Here is a 19,664-nt window from a genome sequence, read left to right as displayed (position 1 = left end):
GGCCAAAATCTTCCCTCCAACCAGAACAATCTGATCCGGTCATGGTCAAGACCCATAAGGGTCTTTTGCGCTGCGATCCTGTGACAACGACTCCCTACCCTTGGTGGCCAGGGCCTCTATCGCATCGGCCAGATGGATTTCAGCAATATTATAGTCGCCCCGCCCTACGCGGATTTTATGCGCTTCCAACAACACTTGGGCATGGGTGAATCCATATGGCGGTTCAAACCTGTAACTGGCCAGTTCAATCAACAGCCCCAGCGGGTCCTTGAAATAGATCGAGTCCATAAACCCACGATCCTTGACGCCGCTATGGGATATGCCGCGTTCATCCAGCCGCGCAACAGCCTGGCTGAATGTCGCCTTGGACACATTAAACGCCAGATGATGCACACACCCAATGCCAGTTGGGGTGCGCGACGGGTCAGGTTTGCGGGATTCGTTGGTGAAGATGGTAATCAAGCGCCCGTCACCGGGGTCGAAGTACAAATGCCCCTCATCGGGTGAATCAAGATTGGGCTGGTCAAACACGAACGGCATGCCCAACACACCTTCCCAGAAATCAATTGACGTCTGCCGGTCGGCACCAATGATCGTGATGTGATGAACACCTTGGGACTGCAGTTTTCGCATGGGGTTTCCTGTCATCTGGCTTCTCCTGCGACAAACCTAGCAGGAATTGGCCTGCTGTCACGCCTGCAGGCACTGTTACGCACCCAGCACGGCCCGAGCTGCACGTTTCCAAGGGTCATAGCGGGCATTGCGCGGCGGCATCATGCATGGATGGGGTAAACTGGCACTCCATGGCCCAGCCCTTGGCGAATTCCGCCATTCCCGGCCAGCCGCCCGCGCGCATGGATTGGGGGGAGGCATGGCGGCGCAGTCAGGGGTTGTTCAGGCGCCGTGTCACGCTGGACAGAAGGTAGGAGCCAAATCCGCGCATACGGCGGATCATACCAATGTCTTGTTGCCCCAGAATATTCCACACGCCGCGCGCGGATGCCAGCTTGTTGGCCGACACGGACCGGCGCGAGATGCGATATTCCGCCAGAACGTCCGGCAGGCCCGTCGCGGTGGCCCCCTGCCGCAAAAGCTGCAGCCAGAAGGCGTAATCTTCGGGCCAGTGGGTCAAGGGCATGCGCGCGTTTGGGAAAGATGCGCGCCTGTAGGCGCCGGTCAGGCAACCAATCGGATTGCCGGACAGGGCATCTTCCCATGTGACCTGCGCGCGTGCGGGCACGATCCCCCTGTTGCGTCCTGCCGTGTCGACCCTGCGATACGCGCTGAAGACAATATCCGCACCAGCTTGAAACGCGGCATATTGGCGGCATAGCTTTTGCGCCAGCCAGATGTCATCTGCATCCAGAAAGGCAATGAAATCGCCTTTTGCGCGCGCCAGTCCGATATTGCGTGTGGCCGCGGCCCCGCGACAGGTGTTTTGGCGGGGGTCATGCACCAGACAAATCCGCCCGTCCCGGGCGCTGGCCTGCGCTGCAATCAAACACGAACGGTCGGTCGAGCAATCGTCGATGACCAAAGCCTCCCAGTTGGTGAAGGACTGGTTGGCAAGCGATTCAAGCGTTCTGGCCAAGGTTGTTTCGGCATTGTGGCACGGAATGATGACAGAAAACCCACATGTGCCGGCAAAACGGCTTTTGGCGGTCATGCCAACAGGCTTTCATGACGGGCAATAGCGTCTTCAATATCCTCGAAAAACTCTATCTGACCGTTATGCAAGACCAGCCCGCTATCGCAAAAACTGCGCATCTCCGACATGCTGTGGCTGATCATAATCGCGTCTGCATTCGCCATGCGCCCTTTGAACACGGCTTTGCTGCGTTCCTTGAAACTTTTGTCGCCCGCGCCTGTCACCTCATCTATCAGATAGGTGTCGAACGGAATTCCCATGGCAATGCCAAAGGACAGGCGTGATTTCATGCCAGACGAATATGTGCGCAACGGCATGTTGAAATGCTTGCCGATATCGGCGAATTCCTTGACATACTCCACCAGTGAATCCGTATCGATGCCGTAAACACGCGCCAGAAACCGGGTGTTTTGCAGGCCCGTCATTTCGGGATGAAGGCTGCTTGCCCCGCCGATAGGCCAAGATATGATCCCGCTACGGATGACCCGGCCCGTGGTCGGCTGCATGTTGCCAGCGATGATTTGCAGCAAGGTCGACTTGCCCGCGCCATTTCTACCCAACAGGCCCAATGAACGCCCTGGCGGAAGCTTCAGCGACAAGTTGGTGAACACGTCATGCGCGCCTTGTGCCGAATAGAACCGCTTGCTGACATTGCGCAACTCGATCACGAACCGCCCCTATTGCTAACCGCGATCGCGCAGACTGTAATATACGAGCATACCCACGGCCCAGAACATCATTGCGAAAAACCCCGTCAAGGCCGTGAGCAACGCACCGCGCGGATGGGTCGCAACCTCGGGCAGGTTCGGTTCAATGAAGGTCGCCACGAAAAGTTGCTGGCGTTCGGCGTTCGTGCGCGCTTGGGTCAGGGCGGTCAATGCAGCGCGATAGATTTCTTCTGCGAAAGCCACGTCCACGCGCAGCCCCTCATATTGGGCCAACAAGGTGGGGTAATCCGTATTGTCGGCTGTCACGTCCTGTGCGGCAAAGCTCTCGCGCTCTCGCGCGATGCGGTCTTCGATCACATTGATACGCCGCGACAATTGCCGTAACCTTGGATCGGAACTTGGGCTGGTCTGCAACAACAGATCATATTCCACAATGCTTTGTGCCTGTTGCTGTTGAAGGTTGGCAAGCACACCCATGCGGCCCTGAATATCGGCCTGAGGGTCCAGAATCTGCGTGCGCGCCTGAAACGCGACCATCGCTTCGCGTGCGGTGCGCAGTCCCTCGATTGCGGCAGCAAGATCTGCTTCGGTATTGGCAACACTGTCGCGGCGCGCGGCGGCGTTCAGCGTGTTGATCATGGCCTCACTCTCGGAAATGACCAGCCTTGAAACAAGCTGCGCGGTTTCAGGATCGCGGGCGCGCACTTCCACCATCAACACACCAGAACTTTTATCATAATCCAGCCGCACCATCCTGCGCCAGAAATTGACCAGCGTTTCCATGGTAACATCTGGTGGGATGGAAAATATGAAATCCAACGGCCAGGATTGCGCGTAATGCGCCCGCAGATCCAACGAGTTCTGAACGCGCCTGACGATGGCTTCGCTTTGGATGAATTCAAACAGCAAATCGGAATTTGACACCCCGGCCGAACCAAGCATCTGGCCCAAGCCCCCCAGAAGCTGGCTTGCAGATGAGGAATCGTCCTGACGCACCACGAACCCCGATTGAGATGCGTATTGCGGTTGTGCAAAAAACAGCATGTATCCCGCCGTCACCGAGACGGGGGCAAGCACGCACAGGAAGAAACTGAACAACAGCCCACGATGGCGCATGCGCCAGCGCGCATGTGTCGAGGTTCGCTCTATCAGGCGCGCGGTTGTCGCCTCGCGCTCGCTCACGTCGCCTTGCGTGACTGATTTATCCACTGTAGAGCCTTCAATATGTCGCTGCTTCAAGTTCTATTGGCATATTTCCAGTCTTTGCACCAGTCACGAGGTCATGTGTGATGCGATTTGACAAGGCAGCGCCGCCAGTGTCGCAAACGGCCAACAGCACTGGCATTGCGGCCTTTCGTTCGGTCAGCGCATTATTGCTGCGGGAAATGGGCACGCGCTACGGGCGCAGTCCGGGCGGGTATATCTGGGCGCTGGTGCAGCCATTGGGTATTATCGCGCTGCTGGCCTTTGCATTCTCGCTACTGGCCCGAACCCCGGCTTTGGGCACCAGTTTCGTGTTATTCAAGGCAACCGGGTATCTGTTGATGCAATGCTTCACAAATATAAGTTCAACAGTCGGTGGTTCAATCAGCTATTCGCGGTCACTGTTGCTGTATCCGCGCGTAAGTTGGATTGACGCGGTGATTGCTCGGTTTTTGCTCAATACGCTGGTCATCTGGGTGGTGGGTTTTATCATTCTGATTGGCATCGTGATTGTGCAGGATCTGCATGTCACGCTGGACTGGGGCAACATTTTCCTGAGCGCTGTTTTGACCACGCTTTTGGGCCTTGGGTTTGGGTGCCTGAATGCATATATGTTCATGCGATTTCCGGTTTGGACCAACGTGTGGGGCATTGTCACAGCGCCCTTGTTCATGATTTCCGGGGTCCTGTTTTTATATGAGAATATGCCCCCCCTTGGACAGGCAATTCTGTGGTATAATCCGCTGTTGCACCTGACTGGTTTGATGCGTGCCGGGTTCTACTCGGCCTACAGTCCGACATATATTTCGGTGCCCTATGTGGTGGCTTTCGCGTTGTTTCCGATGGTTGTCGGCTTGCTGCTGCTGCGCCAGTTCCACCGCGATTTGCTATTTCGCTGATGTTCAGCGCGCACGGGCGCTATGGTGGTTTGGGGCTGGCCCTTACCAGGCCAGAAGCGATTGCGCCGCGTATGCCAGCTTGTCCGCCGTAATGCCGTAATGGTGATACAGGGCCTCGGCCTTGTCGGATGCGCCAAAACCTGTCATGCCGACAAACCCGTCACCGGGCCGAAGCCATTTGTCCCAGCCGAAGCGCAGTGCCGCCTCGCATGCCACGCGCGGCGCGGTGCCCAGAATTTCCGCGCGGTAGTGTGGGGATTGTTCTTCGAACAATTCCCAACATGGCATTGACACAACTGCGGCTGTGATGCCTGATTGTGCCAGTATGTCGCGCGCCTGCAGGGCCAGAACAACCTCTGTCCCGGTGGCGATAAGCGTCACATCGCGTTTTTCATCCGGCTGACTGCCGCAGACCAGATACGCGCCCTTGGCGGTCATGTTTTCCCGCTGCCGTTCTGGCAAACACGGCGCAGGCTGGCGCGACAGGGCCAGCAAGCACGGGCCATTCTGACGGGCCAGCGCAAGTTCCCAGGCCTCCAGGGTTTCCAGCGCATCAGCCGGTCGGAAAACGTGGAAATTGGGCATCGCCCTGAAAGAGGCCAGAACCTCGACAGGTTGATGGGTTGGACCGTTGCTGCCCATGCCAATGGAATCATGACTGAACACAAAGGTGACGGGAAGGCCCATAAGCGCGGCCATGCGCATTGCGGGGCGTTCATAATCTGCAAAAGCCAGATAGGTGACATTCACCGGGCGCAGGCCCTTATGCGCCGCAATCCCGTCGGCCATTGCCCCCATAAGATGTTCCCTTACACCGCAGTGAACATAGCTGCCGGACGGGTCTTGTGCGGTAAAACTGCGTCGGCTGCGTTTGTGGTTTGTCGGGGCTTCCAGATCTGCGCACAGGATCTGAAGGTCAGGCAGGGCAGTGGTCAGGGCGTCACAGACATCGCCAGAACTAAGGATTGTTGGCTGCGCGGGTTTTGCGCCTGCCATTACATCGCGCAATGCGGCAAGTTGCGCATATGCTGCCGGGGGCAATTGGCCCGACTGCCATGTGTGAAATTCTGCGCCCTTGGGGTGCGCGGCCAGTCGCGTGGTCCATGCGCTTTGCGCCTGCGCGCCGCGCAGGCCAATTGCGGCCCAATCCGTGCGAATGGCGGCGGGAATATCGAAAGCGGGGTGCGCCCAGCCTGTCTGGTTTGCAAAATCCAGCCGGTCTTGGCCCGTCAGCGGCGCGCTATGGCCGCCGCGTTTGCCTTGCAGCCGTGGTATGCCGCGCGCGATGACAGTGCGACAGGCCAGCAAAGTCGGGCGCGGGTCGGATTTGGCCAGCACCAGCGCCGCATCAATAGCCGCAATATCATGGCCGTCCAGTTCGATCACCTGCCAGCCCGCCGCGCGAAAGCGCGCGGGCATGTCCTCGGAAATCGACAGGTTGGTGGCGCCATCATCGGTGATCTGGTTGTCGTCCCAAAGGAATGTCAACTTGCCAAGTTGCAAATGACCGGCAAGCGATATGGCTTCTTGTCCGATGCCTTCTTGCAAACACCCGTCCCCGACAAAGGCCCATGTCCGGTGATCGACCAGTTCAGCCCCGAATTCCGCCGCCAGCCGTGCTTCAGCCACGGCCATACCGACGGCGCAGGCGATACCCTGCCCCAAAAGGCCGGTGGTGATTTCAATACCTGCATGTTGTTCAATTTCCGGGTGCCCGGCACAGACGGACCCAAGGCGACGGAACCTGCGCAATGCGTCCAGTGAAACCGCCTTGTAGCCCGCAAGGTGCAATAGCGCATAAAGCAACATCGACCCATGCCCGTTTGACAACACAACGCGGTCCCGATCCGGCCAAAGCGGGTCTTGCGGGTTGGCCTTCAGGTGGTGTGCAAAAAGGGTTGCGGCAATCTCGGCCATGCCAAGGGGCACGCCCTGATGCCCTTCGCCTGCGTTCAGGATTGAATCGATCGCCAGCGCGCGTATGGCCAGCGCCATGTTCTGGATGTCACTCATGGTCTGTCCTTTAGCGCTGCTGCCATGTGGTCCAGCGCCAGACGGATGTTTTCAGCGGAATTGGCATAGGACAGGCGCAAGAACCCTTCGCCCATCGCGCCAAAGGAAGTGCCGGCAATCGTCGCAACCCCGGCTTCATTCAAAAAAAGATCCTGCGCCTTGGCAGATGTCAAACCTGTTTCGCTGATATTGGCAAAGGCATAGAAAGCCCCGCGGGGGGTAGTGCAACTGATTGATGGCAGCGCATTCAGCCCCTCCACGATGATACGGCGGCGCGTGTCGAATTCGGCAACCATGGCGCGCACAGCGTCTTGCGGGCCGTTCAGCGCGGCAATTCCTGCAAACTGCGCTGATGCATTGACACAGGAATGGCAATTGATCGCCAGCCGCGTGGCAGCATCAACCGCCGCATCGGGCCACACTGAAAAGCCCAGACGCCAGCCTGTCATGGCATAGGTTTTCGACCACCCGTCCAGCACGATCAGCCGGTCGCGTATTTCCGGGTAGTGCAGCAGCGACACATGGCGTTCCCCGTCATACAGCATCTGCGAATATATCTCATCCGACAGGATCGCCACATGCGGATGCGCCTGCAGGCCAAGCACCAGCTTGTCAATTTCGGCCTTCGGCGTGACGCCCCCTGTCGGATTGGCCGGGGAGTTGATGATAATCAAGGACGTGCGCGGCGTGATCTGGGACAGCACCGTTTCGGCACAAAAGCTGAAACCATCCGCTTCGCGCAACTGCATGGGCACAGGCGTCGCGCCACTGTAACGGATTGCGCTTTCATAGATGGGGAAACCGGGGTCGGGGAACAGGATTTCCGAACCTGCCTGCCCGAACATGGTAATCGCAAAAAACATCGTAGGTTTGCCGCCGGGCATGATCAGCACATTGTCAGGGTTGACCGTTGCGCCATGGCGCCTGTGCAGATCAGCCGCGACAGCTTCGCGCAGGGCTGGCAGGCCATTGGCGGGGGTGTATCCATGATGACCATCGCGCAGCGCCTTGATGCCCGCCTCGACGATATGCGGGGGGGTGGGGAAATCAGGCTGGCCGATGCCAAGATTGATAATGTCGCGCCCTTCAGCTGCCAGCGCCTGTGCGCGGGCCAGCACGCTGAACGCGGATTCAGTCCCCAGACGCGCCAGATTATCCGCAAATTGCAGTTGCATGTTCCCTCCCTCAGGCATTGTGGCCTCAAGCTTCGTGACCGTGTGATAGCGGGTTTGATTTTGAAAAGTTATTAAGTTTTTCTAACAAGATATTTAATATTTCCGACGTTTCTTTAGCCATCTTTCCTGTTACCCCTGTTGCAGAAGCGGCGTGCCATCCTGCGCCGAAGGGAGGACAGCATGAATGCACAAGCCCGCGCAACCGCGCGTTCCAATATGTCACTGGCCATGCGGGCGTGGAATATCCGGCGCAAGGCAGTGTTGATGGGCGAAGTGCAGGGACAAGGTTACATCGGGCAGGCCCTTGGTGTCGCGGATTTGTTGGCAACGTCCTATTTCCACGCGATGGACTACCGCGCCGAGGACCCCGAATGGGAAGGGCGCGATCGTTTCTACCTGTCGATCGGCCATTACGCGATTGCCCTTTATGCCGCGCTGATGGAAGCAGGCATCATTCCTGAAAATGAGCTGGAAACCTACGGTATGGATGACAGCCGCATGCCAATGTCGGGCATGGCGTCCTATACGCCCGGCATGGAAATTACCGGCGGGTCCCTTGGGCAGGGTCTGGGCATTGCCGTTGGCGCGGCTTTGGGGCTGAAGCGGAAGGAAAACCCCGCATTCGTCTATAACCTGATGTCGGATGGCGAGTTGGGCGAAGGGTCAACCTGGGAAGCAGTGATGTCAGCGGTGCAATGGAAGCTGGATAACCTGATCTGTCTGGTGGATTTCAATAACCAGCAGGCAGATGGTCCCAGCCGCGACGCGCTGGCCACAGGGGCAGAAGCCCCGAAATGGGAAGCGTTCGGCTGGCACGCGCAGGAGGTGGACGGCAATGATCTGAATGCGCTTGTCGCGGCCTTTGATACAGCACGCGCCCTGCGTGATCCGCGCCCGCGCGTGATCATCGCCAATACCACCATGTGCAAGGGCGTCCCCTTTCTGGAGGCGCGTGAAATCACCCATTTCGTTCGTGTTGAAGCCGATGAATGGGCCAAGGCGCTGGCCGTGCTGGAAGAAGGAAAACCACAATGACATTTGCATCCATGGCGCGCAAATATGAACCCCGCAAGGTGCCCCAGACGAAGGTTGCAACCTCGGCTATGATTGCGTCGCTGGCGGCGGAAGGCTATGAAACGGTGGCCGCGCCCTTCGGTCATGCCCTTGTCGAGCAGGCGCGCAAGGATGACCGCATTCTTGGCCTTTCGGCGGATTTGTCGAAATACACCGATCTGCATATCTTCGCGCAAGCCATGCCACAGCGGTTTTATCAAATGGGCATGGCGGAACAGCTTTTGATGTCCGCCGCCGCGGGTTTGGCGCGTGAAGGGTTCATCCCGTTTGCAACGACTTATGCCGTTTTCGCAAGCCGGCGTGCCTATGACTTCATTGCAATGGCCATCGCTGAAGAAAACCTGCCCGTAAAGATTGTCTGCGCGCTGCCCGGCCTGACCACGGGCTATGGTCCCAGCCATCAGGCGACCGAGGATCTGGCGATTTTCCGGGGCCTTCCGAACATGGTTTTGATTGACCCCTGCGATGCCACAGACGTGGCCGGAATGGTGCCTGCAATGGTTGCGCATGACGGGCCTGTTTATGCGCGGCTTTTGCGTGGCAGGGTGCCCGATGTGCTGCGCCGCCACAAGCCCGACTACAAATTCGAGCTTGGCCGCGCCCAGATGATCCGCGAGGGGCGCGATGTCCTGATCATCGCGTCTGGTATAATGACCATGCGCGCGCTGGACGCAGCTGAAAAACTGGCCGCCGATAATGTGGACGTGGCGGTGCTGCATGTGCCCACGATCAAGCCGTTGGACAAGGCAACCATTCTTGCACAGGCCGAAAACGGCGCGCGTCTGGTTGTCACCGCCGAAAACCACACCGAATGCGGCGGCTTGGGCGAAGCCGTGGCGCGCGAATTGATGCTGGCAGGCGTGCATGTGCCGTTTCGCATGATCGCCTTGCCCGACGCGTTTCTGGAAGCGGGGGCGCTGCCCACCTTGCATGACATGTATGGGCTGTCAGTTGACCGTGTGGCCGCACAAATCAAAAGCTGGCTTTAAGCCGAAGATATCTAAACGGAGGAAAGGGTCAAATGGGCCTATTGGACGGACAAATCGCCATTATCACCGGCGCCGCCAGCCCGCGCGGGCTGGGCAAGGCCACGGCACAACTTTTCGCTGACCATGGCGCGACCGTGGTTATCATGGATCTGGATGAAGCGCATGCGCAAGATGCAGCCGCAGATTTGCCCGGAACGGGGCATCTGGGGTTTGGTGGCAATGTCTGTAACGTGAATGATTGCACCCGCATCGCAACGGCCACGCTGGCCGCATTCGGCAGAATTGACATTCTGGTGAACAACGCCGGTATCACCCAGCCGCTGAAGCTGATGGAAATTGCGCCTGAAAACTATGATGCGGTGACCGATGTCAACCTGCGCGGCACATTATATATGAGCCAGGCTGTCATACCCGCCATGCGCAAGCAGGCGCAGGGCAGCATTGTCAACATGTCATCTGTTTCCGCGCAGCGGGGCGGGGGTATTTTCGGCGGGCCGCATTATTCGGCAGCAAAGGCGGGGGTTTTGGGTTTGACCAAGGCCATGGCGCGCGAACTTGCGCCCGATCAGGTGCGCGTCAATGCCATCTGCCCCGGCTTCATTGCAACCGACATCACCGCCGGGAAACTGACCGAGGATATGCGCGCGCAGGTTCTTGCAGGTATCCCGATGGGGCGTGCGGGCACCGCCGATGACGTCGCGGGCTGCGCGCTGTTTCTGGCCTCGGGCCTGTCATCCTATTGCACAGGCACCGAAGTCGATGTGAACGGAGGATCACTGATTCACTAACCACCAGCTCTTGCGTTAGGGGCGCAGGGGCGCGAAATCTTCACTTAAGGGAGGAATAAGATATGAAGATGAAACTGATAGCTGTTCTGGCGGGCACCACGCTGATTGCAGGCGCGGTGCAGGCCAGTGACGTGGTGTTCGCACATGGCGAAAATCCGGGCAACCCGCGCTATGTTGCCGCCGAAAAATGGGCCGAACTTTATGCCGAATGCACTGGCGCTTCGGTTAATGTGGCCCCGTCCGCGACAATGGGCAATGACGTGGAAATGCTGACATCGGCCACGGCCGGGATTATTCAGGTCACTGCCAATTCCCAAGGCGCGATGAGTCAGATTGTCCCTGAAATTGGCCTGTTGGGCCTGCCGTTTCTGTTTTCCGATCTTCCCAGCGCATGGGCGGTTATGGATGGGGAACTGGGCGAAATGCTGGACACCCGCGCGCAAGAATCCGGGCTGAAAGTGCTTGGCTTTTGGGACAATGGCATTCGCAACATCACGCATCTGTCCAAGCATGTGACCGAACCGGCGGACCTGGCCGGAATGCAGATCCGCACGCCCCCGGACCAGATGACAATTGACATTTTCGAGGCCCTTGGCGCGTCCCCGGCCCCGCTGGCGTGGTCGGAACTGCCCACAGCGCTGCAATCGGGGGCGTTTGACGGGCAGGAAAACCCGCTAACGAACATTCATTCCGCCCGCTTGCATGAAATCACGCCCTATGTGACCGTCAGCGGTCATAAATACGAATCCACCCCTGTGGTGGCGGGGCTGGCATGGTGGTCGGGTCTGGATGCGGACACGCAGGCCTGCGCGCTGGACGCCACTGCGCAAGCAGGGGCCATGCAACGTCAATTGTCATTTGATGCCAATGAAGCCTTGCGCCCTGTCATGGAAGCCGAGGGGGCAAAATTTGCGCAAGCAAACCGTGACGCCTTCATTCAGGCCACTTCATCGGTGTATGACAAATATGCAGCCGACTTCCCGGAAATTGTAGCTGCATTGCGCGAAGCTGCGCAAAGCGAATGATCACCCCTACTGACAACAAGACAAAAGGGCCACTGCGCCCTTTTGTCCGTGCTGCAGGCGTGGTTTCGACAACGCTTGACTACAGCGGCAGGGTCATTGCTGTGGCTTGCATGACAGTCATGTTTGTCGCGCTATTGCTGAACGTGATCCTGCGCTATGCGTTCGGAACCGGCATGCCCATAGCCTATGAAATTCATGCCGTGTTGCTGCCTTGGCTGGTCGGTGGCGGGCTGGTCATTGCTGCGGCGCATAACCGCAACATTGCCGTCACCCTGCTGCCCGATATTTTGCCCATCACCGCACGGCGATGGGTTTTCATTGGGGTGCAGGCAGTCATTCTGGCCATATCGGTGGCCGTGATCTGGACAAGCCAGCCGGTGGTCAAAGCCTCAACATTTCAGACCCTGTCAACTTTGGGGATCACGCAGGTTTGGGGCTATTCCAGTTTGATCTATGCCTTTGCCGGTATGGCGGTGATTGCCATTTGTGACCTGTTGCGCCTGCTGGCAGGCGACCCGTCCATTCTACCCGATGACGGGGCAGCAAGTTTCAGCTGATCGCGGTATTGCGACAACCTCAGGGGGATATTTGCCATGACAGCGCCATTGATCTGGGTGTTCGTAATCCTGCTTTTGTGTTCTGTTCCAGTGGCTTTTGCCATGCTGGGCGGTGTGGCAATGGCGCTTTGGCTGGACGCCAAGCCGATGGCGGTGCTTGCGCAGCGGCTATACACGCCCACCCAAAGCTTTCCGATGCTGGCGATCCCGTTTTTCATACTGGCGGGCAACCTGATGATGTCGGGCAAGTTCGGGGTCTATCTTGTCAATACTGCGCGGCTGCTGGTCGGGCGGTTCAAGGGCGGGCTGGGGCAGGTGTCAATCCTTGGGTCGGTCATGTTTGGCGGGGTGTCCGGTTCTGCGGTGGCAGATGCATCCGCATTGGGGAACGCGTTGATCCCCGTGCAGAAAAAAGAAGGGTATCCGGCAAGTTTTGCGGCCGCGATCAATTCGGCATCATCCACGGTGTCGGTTCTGATTCCGCCATCGATTCCGCTTATCCTGTATGGACTGATTTCAAACGTCTCGATCATCAACCTGTTTGTGGCGGGTATTCTGCCGGGGGTCATGCTGGCGCTTGGCATGATGGTCACGGTTGCGATTGTCGGTATGCGCCGCGACCTGCCGCGCGCCCCGCTGGAGGGGGGATTTGCCGCGTTCAAGGGTCAGTTGGCCGTGGCTGTGCCCGCCATGCTGATGCCGGTCTTTGTGATCGGCACGTTGCGCTTCGGTATTGCGACACCGACAGAAGTCAGTGTGATGGCGGTGGCTTATGCGCTTATTGTCAGCGGGGTGATCTACCGAGATCTGACATGGCGCGCGCTGTGGCAGGCTGCTGTTGCCACAGCCATGATGACAGGGGCAGTGATGATTATCATCATGGCGTCATCCACAGTGCAGTGGGTGTTAACCTTCGAACGTGTTCCCCAAACCCTTGCGGCCTGGGTCGCCATGACATTGTCAGAACCATGGATGATTATCCTTGCTTTGAATCTTGTCATGCTGCTGGTTGGTGCAGTTCTGGATTTGCCCGCTGCCGTGCTGCTTTTGGGACCAATTTTTGTGGGCATCGGGCAGGCCATCGGGTTGGACCCTGTCCAGCTGGGCCTGATGATGGTCGTAAACCTGTCGATAGGGCTTTATACGCCGCCGGTTGGCACGACGTTGTTCATTTCAGCCGCAATTGCGCGCGTGGGCATTGGCGCAACAGTGCGCGCCTTGCTGCCCTTCTATCTAGTGGCGCTGGGGGTGCTGGCTTTAATTTCCTATGTGCCTGCACTGACGATCTACTGAAAAGCACCCGGCGCAAGAACTTGCATGTTCTGGATGTCACCCTTTCGAAAATCGCACCCTGCCTGTGCAAGCAGGGCGCGGGTATATGCGTTATCCTGTTGCGCTTGCGCAGTGACCCAGTCCAGAAACCGCCGCACAATGCGCCGGTTCAAATGCCGCGGGGGGCAGACAAACCAATAGGATGGAAATTCGATAACCGGACACTCCAGAAACAGGGGGACCAATTCCCCCCGCGCAAGTTCCCCCCGGCACAAAAGGGCGTTGTCCAGCGCGACCCCGCCGCCTTGCTTGGCCATTTCAATAGACATGGATGAACGGTCAAACCGAAAAGGATAGGCGATATTCGCCAGCTCTATGCGGTGGACAGCCAGCCATATGTCCCAGCGGTAAACTGTTTTCACACTGTCAATCAAACGCGCATGAGGCAGGATGTCTGCGGCATTCTGGCCATGTTTACGCATCCGGTCCCGGTATTCCGGGCTGCACAGCGGCAAGACCAGATCAGACATCACATGTTCCACGGTCAGACCCGTCCAGCCCCCCAGCCCATAGCGCAGGTCGAAATCCACGGCCTCGGTCTCGAAGGCGGAAAAATCGGGGGTGGCGTCTATGCGGATGTTCCAGTCGGGGTTTTCCGCGGCGAAACCGGCAATGCGCGGTCCCAGCCATCGCACCCCGAAACTGGGACTGACGCGCAAGGTCAGGGCGCGGGCATCGCGTTGGCGCGCAATCGAATTTCGGGCATTGCGCAGGGCGCTGAATGCTTGCGTTGTGGTCTGAAACAGGCGGTCACCATCCAGTGTCAGGATCAGGCGGCGCTTCTCCCGGCGAAAAAGACGAACGCCAAACTGGCTTTCCAACACCCCAAGTTGCTGGCTGACTGCCGAAGGCGACACACCCAGTTCCTGTGCTGCCTTGGACACAGTGCCAAGGCGCGCCACGGCTTCGAAATATTCCGTTGCCTTAAGATTGATGTCGCGCATCGGTTCGGGTCACTTATATTCGGGACCCCTATCATGGTGCTGATCCAGACCAGCTGCAAGTGGGGTCTGACAATCACCGCAGTATCTGCAACAGGGGGCAGGCATGCCCAAAAGCGCAACAGACCCGCATGCGGGCAGGCAAAAACCCCCTGAAACCGGGCTTATGCGGGACGGCTACAGGACAGGTCATGCCTGAACCGACTTTTTGTTCACAAGGTTTGTTTGCATCTGGCGTGCAACTGCCATCATAAGCGGACCTGTGCCCTTGGCGTCATCACTGACTTGTTGTTCCGTCAGGTAATAGTCGGGGGTTCCGTCACGGTAGACGCCGGAAAACCCCCCCAGCCCTGCAACGTGGCAGATTCCCCCAAAGCGGCTATGCCCACCACTGTGTTCAATCCGCGCGCGCAGGAAATCAAGCGCGCGCGTCTGCGCCTGCAGCAGGCCTGATAGGCCAAGCCCAAGCGTTTCGGCAGTTGCCAGACTATAGGCAAACATCGCGGTGGCCGAACTTTCGGTGTAATTGCCCGGCAGGTCCGGCATATTGATAACCTGCAACCACCCCCCGTCAACAGTTTGGAGACGGATTATATGCTGCAGAAGTGTCGTCAGCGGTCGCAACAACCCCGCCTGTGCGAAAGTGTCCACCCCCACAAGTTCGGCGCAATCAACCAGCGCCATCGCCTGCCACCCGATCGCGCGCGCCCAGACACTGGCCGACTGGCCCGTGGCCGCATCTGCCCAGTCCTGCACGCGGGCCGCATCATAGCCATGCGCATACAGCCCGTCCGGGCGCGATGTGACTTGAAGCGCGGTGCGCAACTGCGTCAGCGCATCCTGCACATAGGCGGGGTTACCCCGGACCTGGCCAAACTCTATCTGGAACGGAAGCGCCATATACAGCCCGTCCAGCCAGACCTGATGCGGATACCGCAGCTTATGCCAGTAATTGCCGCCGCCCGTGCGCGGATGCGTGTCCAGCTGGCGCGCCAGCAACGCCTGCGCGCGCGTCCAGCGCGGGTCCTGCGTCCAGCGCGACAGCGCGAACAAGGCCCGCCCGGCAAGGATGTTGTCAATATTGTATTCGTCAATCCGGTAGCCCGCCAGCGCCCCGTCGGCAGCGACCTGAGCGCGTGCAAGCCGTAGCAGATGGTCGCGCCAACGTTCTTCGGCGGTTGCCTCATACAGCAGCGCAAGGCCACGATAGACGCAGCCATCTTCATAGCACCACGCGCCATCCTTATAAGGGGTATATCGGCAGATGAAGGAATCGAAATAATCTAGCATGACAGAATGTCCTTCTGCGGCAGGGGGGTAGGGGGCAGCGTGTCGGGGGCCTCGATGCTGCAATGGGCAACAAGAACACCCGCAGCGGAAACCGGCAGCAGACCGTCCGCCATCAGCGGCACATCAGGTGCCATCGGCGCGTAGCTGAAGGTCACCTGCGTGATTTTCACCCCCCTGACCGGGCTTTCGGGCAGCCCAAGGCACGCGGCAAAGGCAAGCCCGATCCCGTGGGCGGAAATACGCTCCAGTGTGATGTCATGTATGTGCGGCGTCAGCGCGGTGACAGGCAGCACGTCACGCGACTGAACCAGCGGGGAATGACCGTCATGGTCGCAAAAGTAATGCATGTTGATTGCAAGAACGGTGCCTACATTCTGAAAATCGACTTCTGACAGATGGATGCGGGCAACACTGCCACCACGCCCGCGGCGGGTTTTGATGCGCAGGCCGCGATCTGTGCCAACCATCCGGCATTGGCGAACCCACACATCGCTGACCGTGCCGGACATTTCGGACCCGATGACCACCCCGCCATGGCCATATTCCATCAGGCAATTGGTGATCTGTATGTTGCGGGTCGGGGCAAGATGGCTGCCATCACCGGCGTCGGTGCGCTTTCCCGCCTTGATGGCAATGCAATCATCGCCAGTTGTGAAATGCACACCCGCGATCAACACGTCCTCGCTGCTTTCGGGGTTCAGCGCGTCTGTATTCGGGCTGTCGGGCGGGTTCTGTATGCTTAGACCTACAAAATGCAGATTTCGGCATTTGTCAGGATGCACAGTCCAGCTTGGCGAATTGGTCAGGGTGGGGCCAAGCACGGTTACATCCTTGCAGCCTATCAGATGCAGCAGCCGCGCACGGCGCGCGCCGTTGCGGGTGCCTTTGGGCCATGTCCACCAATCCCCGCGCGCGCCGCCACCATCCACCAGCCCCGGCCCTGATATGGTGATGTTGGCCGCCTTGATCGCGGTCAGGACGGCGCGGTAGCAGGGTTCACCAAGCCCTTCCCAGCTACCGCCCTGTTCTGCGGTCAGAATTGGAAACGCCGCGCGGTGGTCAGGCGCCATAAGCCGGGCACCGTGTTCAAGGTAAATATGCCGGTCAGACGGAATTAGCAGCGGTGTTACCTGCCATGTGCCTGCAGGAACGATCAATGTGCCACCATCGGGCAGATTGTCGAGCAAACTTTGCGCATGCGTCGGGTCATCCAGTGTGACGGACCCTGTGCAACCGGGCATGGTGAAGGACAATTGCCCCAGACCTTCGGCTTCGAACACAAGCACAGCACCCGGCGGCAAATCGTGCAGCACGGTCACGGCACGGTCGGTTTGGCCCGCACGCACAAGGGCGGGGCCGGACAGTCGCCAGCTCCGCGCGGCAGGCAGGTGATAGCGTGCCTTGGGCACATTCAGGCGCAGGGCAGCCACGCGCGGCGTCACTGCCAGAAGCTCTATCTGGGTCATGGGGTCTGCAATTCGGTTTGAAGGCCAACGCATGCGCATGCGCATGCATTGGCCAGATGGTCAGGACCGGAACTGCCGCAGCGCGCGGTTTATCCCAGCGATGATTTCGGCGGCCGCTTCTTCTGCGCTGATCTGGCCATAGGCGACATTTTCCAAGGCATCGCGGAACACATCGCGCACACGCGGGTGTTCATTGAACGAGGAAACGACAGGCCCGCTGCCGGACAGCACAATAGCATTGGCTGCCGCGACATTGGGGTTGATAAGGTCCTTGTCGTTCAGCAACCCAAACGCCACCTTGCTGGCCGGAACCCCGCGCGAGTCGCTTAGAATTTCGATGGCTTGGGGATCATTCAGAAGACAGTTGATGATTTCGGCAGCCGCTTCCGGATGGGCGGAATTGCGCGAGATGGAAAACAGCATCGACGGCTTGGAATAGGTTGCTTCGGTCACGGCCCCTTCTGTCATCAACATCCGCACAGGCACCAGTTCCTGATCGGCCCCAAGCGGATCGGCATATTTCGCATAGGCCGAGTCCCATTCATAGGTGCCCGCGATCCGGCCATCTGACCAGCCGCGCATTTCGAACAGTTCAATATTGCCTTCGCCCGCCACTTGCGGCCAACTGCGGATTGCGCCTGCGTCGACCAGCCGTTCATAGAAGCGGATACCTTCAATCAATTCTTCCTCGGTCCATGCGACTGCCAGGGTTTCAGGGTCGATCAGGTCCTTGCCGGTGGCCTGGGTGACGGCCATTGACACAAGGAAGATGGCATTCAGGCCTGCTGCCTCGAATGGGTAATAGTCTTGGCCCAGTTGCGCGCGCAGGACCGGGGCGGCGGCAATCACGTCTTCCCATGTGGTCGGCACCTCCAGCCCTGCCTTCTCAAAGGTCGTTTTATTGAACATGTAGACGCGCCCGGTGGTCGAGACCGGAATACCGTTCAGCTTGCCGCCCACTTCGCCCCCCGCAAGCTGGGTTTCTGTAAACTGTGACAAATCGATGATGTCGCTGTGGTCATACAGATCGACAAACCCCGTCCCGTCGCGCGAAAACAGCGGCAGCCATGGCCAGTTGATCTGCATGATATCCGCCTCGGTGCGGCCTGCAATCTGGGTGGTAATCCGTTCCTGATGGCCCGACCAGCCGGTGAATTCGGCATCAATCATATGGCCCAGTTTTGGCCCGCAATAATTCAGCGCTTCTTGGGTTTGGGCATGGCGGGCATCGCCCCCCCACCATGACATGCGTAGCGTTTCTGCCGCGGCCCCTGTTGCAAGCAGGCTTGCCAGAAGTGTTGTGCTTAGCAGTTTCATTGTTGTCCTCCTCCGTTGCTAAAGTGTGTTTTAGTGAATGCGGGGCAGCGAAATATTCCGTCCATGTTGGTCGAAAACATGCGCGCAGCCGTGTTCAAGACTGAGCATGACAGGTGCGCCGCGGTCCATTCCCGCATAATCTGCCGCCGCAATGACCGCGACCATGCGCGCGCCGCTGACATCAAGATGCAGCACAACCTCATGGCCCATGAATTCAGCCCCGACGAGTTGCGCCTGTAGCCCCTGATCCGCGCCAAGGCGGAAATGTTGGGGACGTATGCCCAGCGTCACTGTGTCTGCCTGCCCCGCCGTCATCCGGGCCATCAGTTCATCTGGCAGGGTCAGGTTCTGACCACCGATGACGAATTGATTTCCTGTCTGCCTGCCATTCACAAGGTTCATTTCCGGGCTGCCGATGAACCCCGCAACGAAGGCATTTTCTGGCCGGTCATACAGTGTCTTGGGGTCGGCCACCTGCATGATATGGCCATCCTTCATCACACAGATCCGGTCACCCATGGTCATGGCTTCGGTCTGGTCATGGGTGACATAGACAACCGTTGAAGACATGCCTTCCGCTTTCAGGCGTTTGTGCAAATCGGTGATCCGCACACGCATGGAGGCGCGCAGCTTCGCATCAAGGTTAGACAGCGGTTCATCGAACAAGAACACCTTGGGTTGCTTGATCAGCGCACGTCCCAGCGCCACGCGCTGTGCCTGCCCCCCGGAAAGCTGCTTTGGCAGGCGGTCAAGCAATTCCTCAATTTCCAGAATCCGCGCCACCTCGGCGGTTTTGCGCGCGATTTCCGCCTTGGGCGCCCCTTGCAGGCGCAGCCCGAAAGACAGGTTCTTGCGCACCTTCATATGCGGATAAAGCGCGTAGTTCTGGAACACCATTGCAATGCCGCGTTCGCCCGGTTGCAGGCGGTTCACGACCCTGTCGCCGATCACCACATCCCCGCCCGATATGCTTTCCAGCCCTGCGATCATGCGCAATGTGGTGGATTTCGCGCAGCCCGAAGGGCCCACCAGCACCATGAACTCGCCGTCATTCACATCCAGATTTATGCCATGCACCGCCTTGAAGGCATTGGCATAAGTTTTTTCAAGGTTCCTGATTTGCAGACGTGCCATAAGATTATCCTTTCACTCCCCCCACCGAAATACCCTCGATGAAATATCGTTGCGCCATGAAGAAAACGATCAGGGCAGGCAGCAACGCCAGCACGGACATGGCAAGAATGCGGTTCCAGTCGAAGGCTTCGGTGGTGTCTATGGA

Annotated in this window: 18 protein-coding genes; 7 read left to right on the top strand and 11 right to left on the bottom strand. The window is 58.6% G+C overall.

Going from position 1 to position 19,664, the window contains the following annotated elements; translation table 11 throughout:
* Positions 1 to 45: 45 nt before the first annotated feature.
* The 4 genes from ACTZWY_RS18250 to ACTZWY_RS18235 all read right to left on the bottom strand — a co-directional run bounded on the left by ACTZWY_RS18250 (position 46) and on the right by ACTZWY_RS18235 (position 3,525).
* Complete coding sequence (locus ACTZWY_RS18250) at positions 46 to 633, bottom strand: VOC family protein (protein WP_444792140.1); 588 nt, start codon at positions 631 to 633, stop codon at positions 46 to 48.
* Positions 634 to 883: 250 nt separating this feature from the next.
* On the bottom strand, positions 884 to 1,666 hold the full coding sequence (locus tag ACTZWY_RS18245; RefSeq protein WP_444792139.1) for a glycosyltransferase family 2 protein: 783 nt from the start codon (positions 1,664 to 1,666) through the stop codon (positions 884 to 886).
* Entirely contained in the window at positions 1,663 to 2,316 is a 654-nt protein-coding gene (locus ACTZWY_RS18240; protein WP_444792138.1) for an ABC transporter ATP-binding protein, read from the bottom strand. Before ACTZWY_RS18240 ends, ACTZWY_RS18245 begins: the two co-directional genes overlap by 4 nt.
* Before the next feature lie 15 nt (positions 2,317 to 2,331).
* Entirely contained in the window at positions 2,332 to 3,525 is a 1,194-nt protein-coding gene (locus ACTZWY_RS18235; RefSeq protein ID WP_444792137.1) for a sugar transporter, read from the bottom strand.
* A gap of 80 nt (positions 3,526 to 3,605) precedes the next feature.
* On the opposite strand from ACTZWY_RS18235, the gene ACTZWY_RS18230 reads away from it, so the two are divergent.
* On the top strand, positions 3,606 to 4,418 hold the full coding sequence (locus tag ACTZWY_RS18230) for an ABC transporter permease (RefSeq protein ID WP_444792136.1): 813 nt from the start codon (positions 3,606 to 3,608) through the stop codon (positions 4,416 to 4,418).
* 42 nt (positions 4,419 to 4,460) lie between these two features.
* Here ACTZWY_RS18230 and ACTZWY_RS18225 read toward each other — a convergent pair whose 3' ends face one another.
* Both ACTZWY_RS18225 and ACTZWY_RS18220 read right to left on the bottom strand, forming a co-directional pair.
* The gene (locus ACTZWY_RS18225; RefSeq protein WP_444792135.1) at positions 4,461 to 6,431 is read right to left on the bottom strand and encodes a transketolase family protein; all 1,971 of its coding nucleotides are present in this window, start codon (positions 6,429 to 6,431) and stop codon (positions 4,461 to 4,463) included.
* Positions 6,428 to 7,606, bottom strand: coding sequence for a pyridoxal phosphate-dependent aminotransferase (locus ACTZWY_RS18220; protein ID WP_444792134.1), 1,179 nt, complete (start codon positions 7,604 to 7,606; stop codon positions 6,428 to 6,430). Before ACTZWY_RS18220 ends, ACTZWY_RS18225 begins: the two co-directional genes overlap by 4 nt.
* A 180-nt stretch (positions 7,607 to 7,786) precedes the next feature.
* Here ACTZWY_RS18220 and ACTZWY_RS18215 point away from each other — a divergent pair, with 180 nt between their 5' ends.
* The 6 genes from ACTZWY_RS18215 (at position 7,787) to ACTZWY_RS18190 (ending at position 13,332) form a co-directional block, all read left to right on the top strand.
* Positions 7,787 to 8,641, top strand: a complete 855-nt coding sequence (locus ACTZWY_RS18215) for a transketolase (protein ID WP_444792133.1) — start codon at positions 7,787 to 7,789, stop codon at positions 8,639 to 8,641.
* Complete coding sequence (locus ACTZWY_RS18210; protein WP_444792132.1) at positions 8,638 to 9,669, top strand: transketolase family protein; 1,032 nt, start codon at positions 8,638 to 8,640, stop codon at positions 9,667 to 9,669. The genes ACTZWY_RS18215 and ACTZWY_RS18210 overlap by 4 nt, the downstream gene beginning before the upstream one ends.
* A gap of 32 nt (positions 9,670 to 9,701) precedes the next feature.
* Positions 9,702 to 10,457, top strand: coding sequence for an SDR family NAD(P)-dependent oxidoreductase (locus tag ACTZWY_RS18205; protein ID WP_444792131.1), 756 nt, complete (start codon positions 9,702 to 9,704; stop codon positions 10,455 to 10,457).
* Positions 10,458 to 10,519: 62 nt separating this feature from the next.
* Positions 10,520 to 11,482, top strand: coding sequence for a TRAP transporter substrate-binding protein (locus ACTZWY_RS18200; RefSeq protein WP_444792130.1), 963 nt, complete (start codon positions 10,520 to 10,522; stop codon positions 11,480 to 11,482).
* A gap of 110 nt (positions 11,483 to 11,592) precedes the next feature.
* Positions 11,593 to 12,039, top strand: coding sequence for a TRAP transporter small permease (locus ACTZWY_RS18195; protein WP_444792129.1), 447 nt, complete (start codon positions 11,593 to 11,595; stop codon positions 12,037 to 12,039).
* Positions 12,040 to 12,075: 36 nt separating this feature from the next.
* On the top strand, positions 12,076 to 13,332 hold the full coding sequence (locus tag ACTZWY_RS18190; protein WP_444792128.1) for a TRAP transporter large permease: 1,257 nt from the start codon (positions 12,076 to 12,078) through the stop codon (positions 13,330 to 13,332).
* On the opposite strand, the gene ACTZWY_RS18185 is transcribed toward ACTZWY_RS18190, so the two are convergent.
* The 5 genes from ACTZWY_RS18185 to ACTZWY_RS18165 all read right to left on the bottom strand — a co-directional run bounded on the left by ACTZWY_RS18185 (position 13,326) and on the right by ACTZWY_RS18165 (position 19,519).
* On the bottom strand, positions 13,326 to 14,315 hold the full coding sequence (locus tag ACTZWY_RS18185; RefSeq protein ID WP_444792127.1) for a LysR substrate-binding domain-containing protein: 990 nt from the start codon (positions 14,313 to 14,315) through the stop codon (positions 13,326 to 13,328). The two genes, ACTZWY_RS18190 and ACTZWY_RS18185, sit on opposite strands and share 7 nt — an antisense overlap.
* A 186-nt stretch (positions 14,316 to 14,501) precedes the next feature.
* On the bottom strand, positions 14,502 to 15,602 hold the full coding sequence (locus ACTZWY_RS18180; RefSeq protein ID WP_444792126.1) for a glycoside hydrolase family 88/105 protein: 1,101 nt from the start codon (positions 15,600 to 15,602) through the stop codon (positions 14,502 to 14,504).
* A complete protein-coding gene (gene pglA, locus ACTZWY_RS18175) occupies positions 15,596 to 17,068 on the bottom strand; it encodes a polygalacturonase PglA (RefSeq protein WP_444792125.1) in 1,473 nt (490 codons plus the stop codon). Before pglA ends, ACTZWY_RS18180 begins: the two co-directional genes overlap by 7 nt.
* 60 nt (positions 17,069 to 17,128) lie before the next feature.
* Positions 17,129 to 18,385, bottom strand: coding sequence for an ABC transporter substrate-binding protein (locus ACTZWY_RS18170; RefSeq protein ID WP_444792124.1), 1,257 nt, complete (start codon positions 18,383 to 18,385; stop codon positions 17,129 to 17,131).
* Positions 18,386 to 18,415: 30 nt separating this feature from the next.
* Positions 18,416 to 19,519 carry an ABC transporter ATP-binding protein gene (locus tag ACTZWY_RS18165; RefSeq protein ID WP_444792123.1) on the bottom strand — a complete coding sequence of 368 codons (1,104 nt, stop codon included), beginning with the start codon at positions 19,517 to 19,519 and terminating at the stop codon, positions 18,416 to 18,418.
* Between the last annotated feature and the right edge of the window lie 145 nt (positions 19,520 to 19,664).

It is taken from the genome of Roseinatronobacter sp. NSM (genome assembly GCF_052379845.1).
GTDB lineage: Bacteria > Pseudomonadota > Alphaproteobacteria > Rhodobacterales > Rhodobacteraceae > Roseinatronobacter.
This window is presented reverse-complemented; position numbering and strand designations above follow the sequence as displayed.

Coding starts and splice junctions, on each gene's coding strand:
- ACTZWY_RS18250 (WP_444792140.1), bottom strand. CDS start 633: ATGCGAAAACTGCAGTCCCAAGGTGTTCATCACATCACGATCATTGGT.
- ACTZWY_RS18245 (WP_444792139.1), bottom strand. CDS start 1,666: ATGACCGCCAAAAGCCGTTTTGCCGGCACATGTGGGTTTTCTGTCATC.
- ACTZWY_RS18230 (WP_444792136.1), top strand. CDS start 3,606: ATGCGATTTGACAAGGCAGCGCCGCCAGTGTCGCAAACGGCCAACAGC.
- ACTZWY_RS18225 (WP_444792135.1), bottom strand. CDS start 6,431: ATGAGTGACATCCAGAACATGGCGCTGGCCATACGCGCGCTGGCGATC.
- ACTZWY_RS18220 (WP_444792134.1), bottom strand. CDS start 7,606: ATGCAACTGCAATTTGCGGATAATCTGGCGCGTCTGGGGACTGAATCC.
- ACTZWY_RS18215 (WP_444792133.1), top strand. CDS start 7,787: ATGAATGCACAAGCCCGCGCAACCGCGCGTTCCAATATGTCACTGGCC.
- ACTZWY_RS18210 (WP_444792132.1), top strand. CDS start 8,638: ATGACATTTGCATCCATGGCGCGCAAATATGAACCCCGCAAGGTGCCC.
- ACTZWY_RS18205 (WP_444792131.1), top strand. CDS start 9,702: ATGGGCCTATTGGACGGACAAATCGCCATTATCACCGGCGCCGCCAGC.
- ACTZWY_RS18200 (WP_444792130.1), top strand. CDS start 10,520: ATGAAGATGAAACTGATAGCTGTTCTGGCGGGCACCACGCTGATTGCA.
- ACTZWY_RS18195 (WP_444792129.1), top strand. CDS start 11,593: ATGACAGTCATGTTTGTCGCGCTATTGCTGAACGTGATCCTGCGCTAT.
- ACTZWY_RS18190 (WP_444792128.1), top strand. CDS start 12,076: ATGACAGCGCCATTGATCTGGGTGTTCGTAATCCTGCTTTTGTGTTCT.
- ACTZWY_RS18185 (WP_444792127.1), bottom strand. CDS start 14,315: ATGCGCGACATCAATCTTAAGGCAACGGAATATTTCGAAGCCGTGGCG.
- ACTZWY_RS18180 (WP_444792126.1), bottom strand. CDS start 15,602: ATGCTAGATTATTTCGATTCCTTCATCTGCCGATATACCCCTTATAAG.
- pglA (WP_444792125.1), bottom strand. CDS start 17,068: ATGACCCAGATAGAGCTTCTGGCAGTGACGCCGCGCGTGGCTGCCCTG.
- ACTZWY_RS18170 (WP_444792124.1), bottom strand. CDS start 18,385: ATGAAACTGCTAAGCACAACACTTCTGGCAAGCCTGCTTGCAACAGGG.
- ACTZWY_RS18165 (WP_444792123.1), bottom strand. CDS start 19,519: ATGGCACGTCTGCAAATCAGGAACCTTGAAAAAACTTATGCCAATGCC.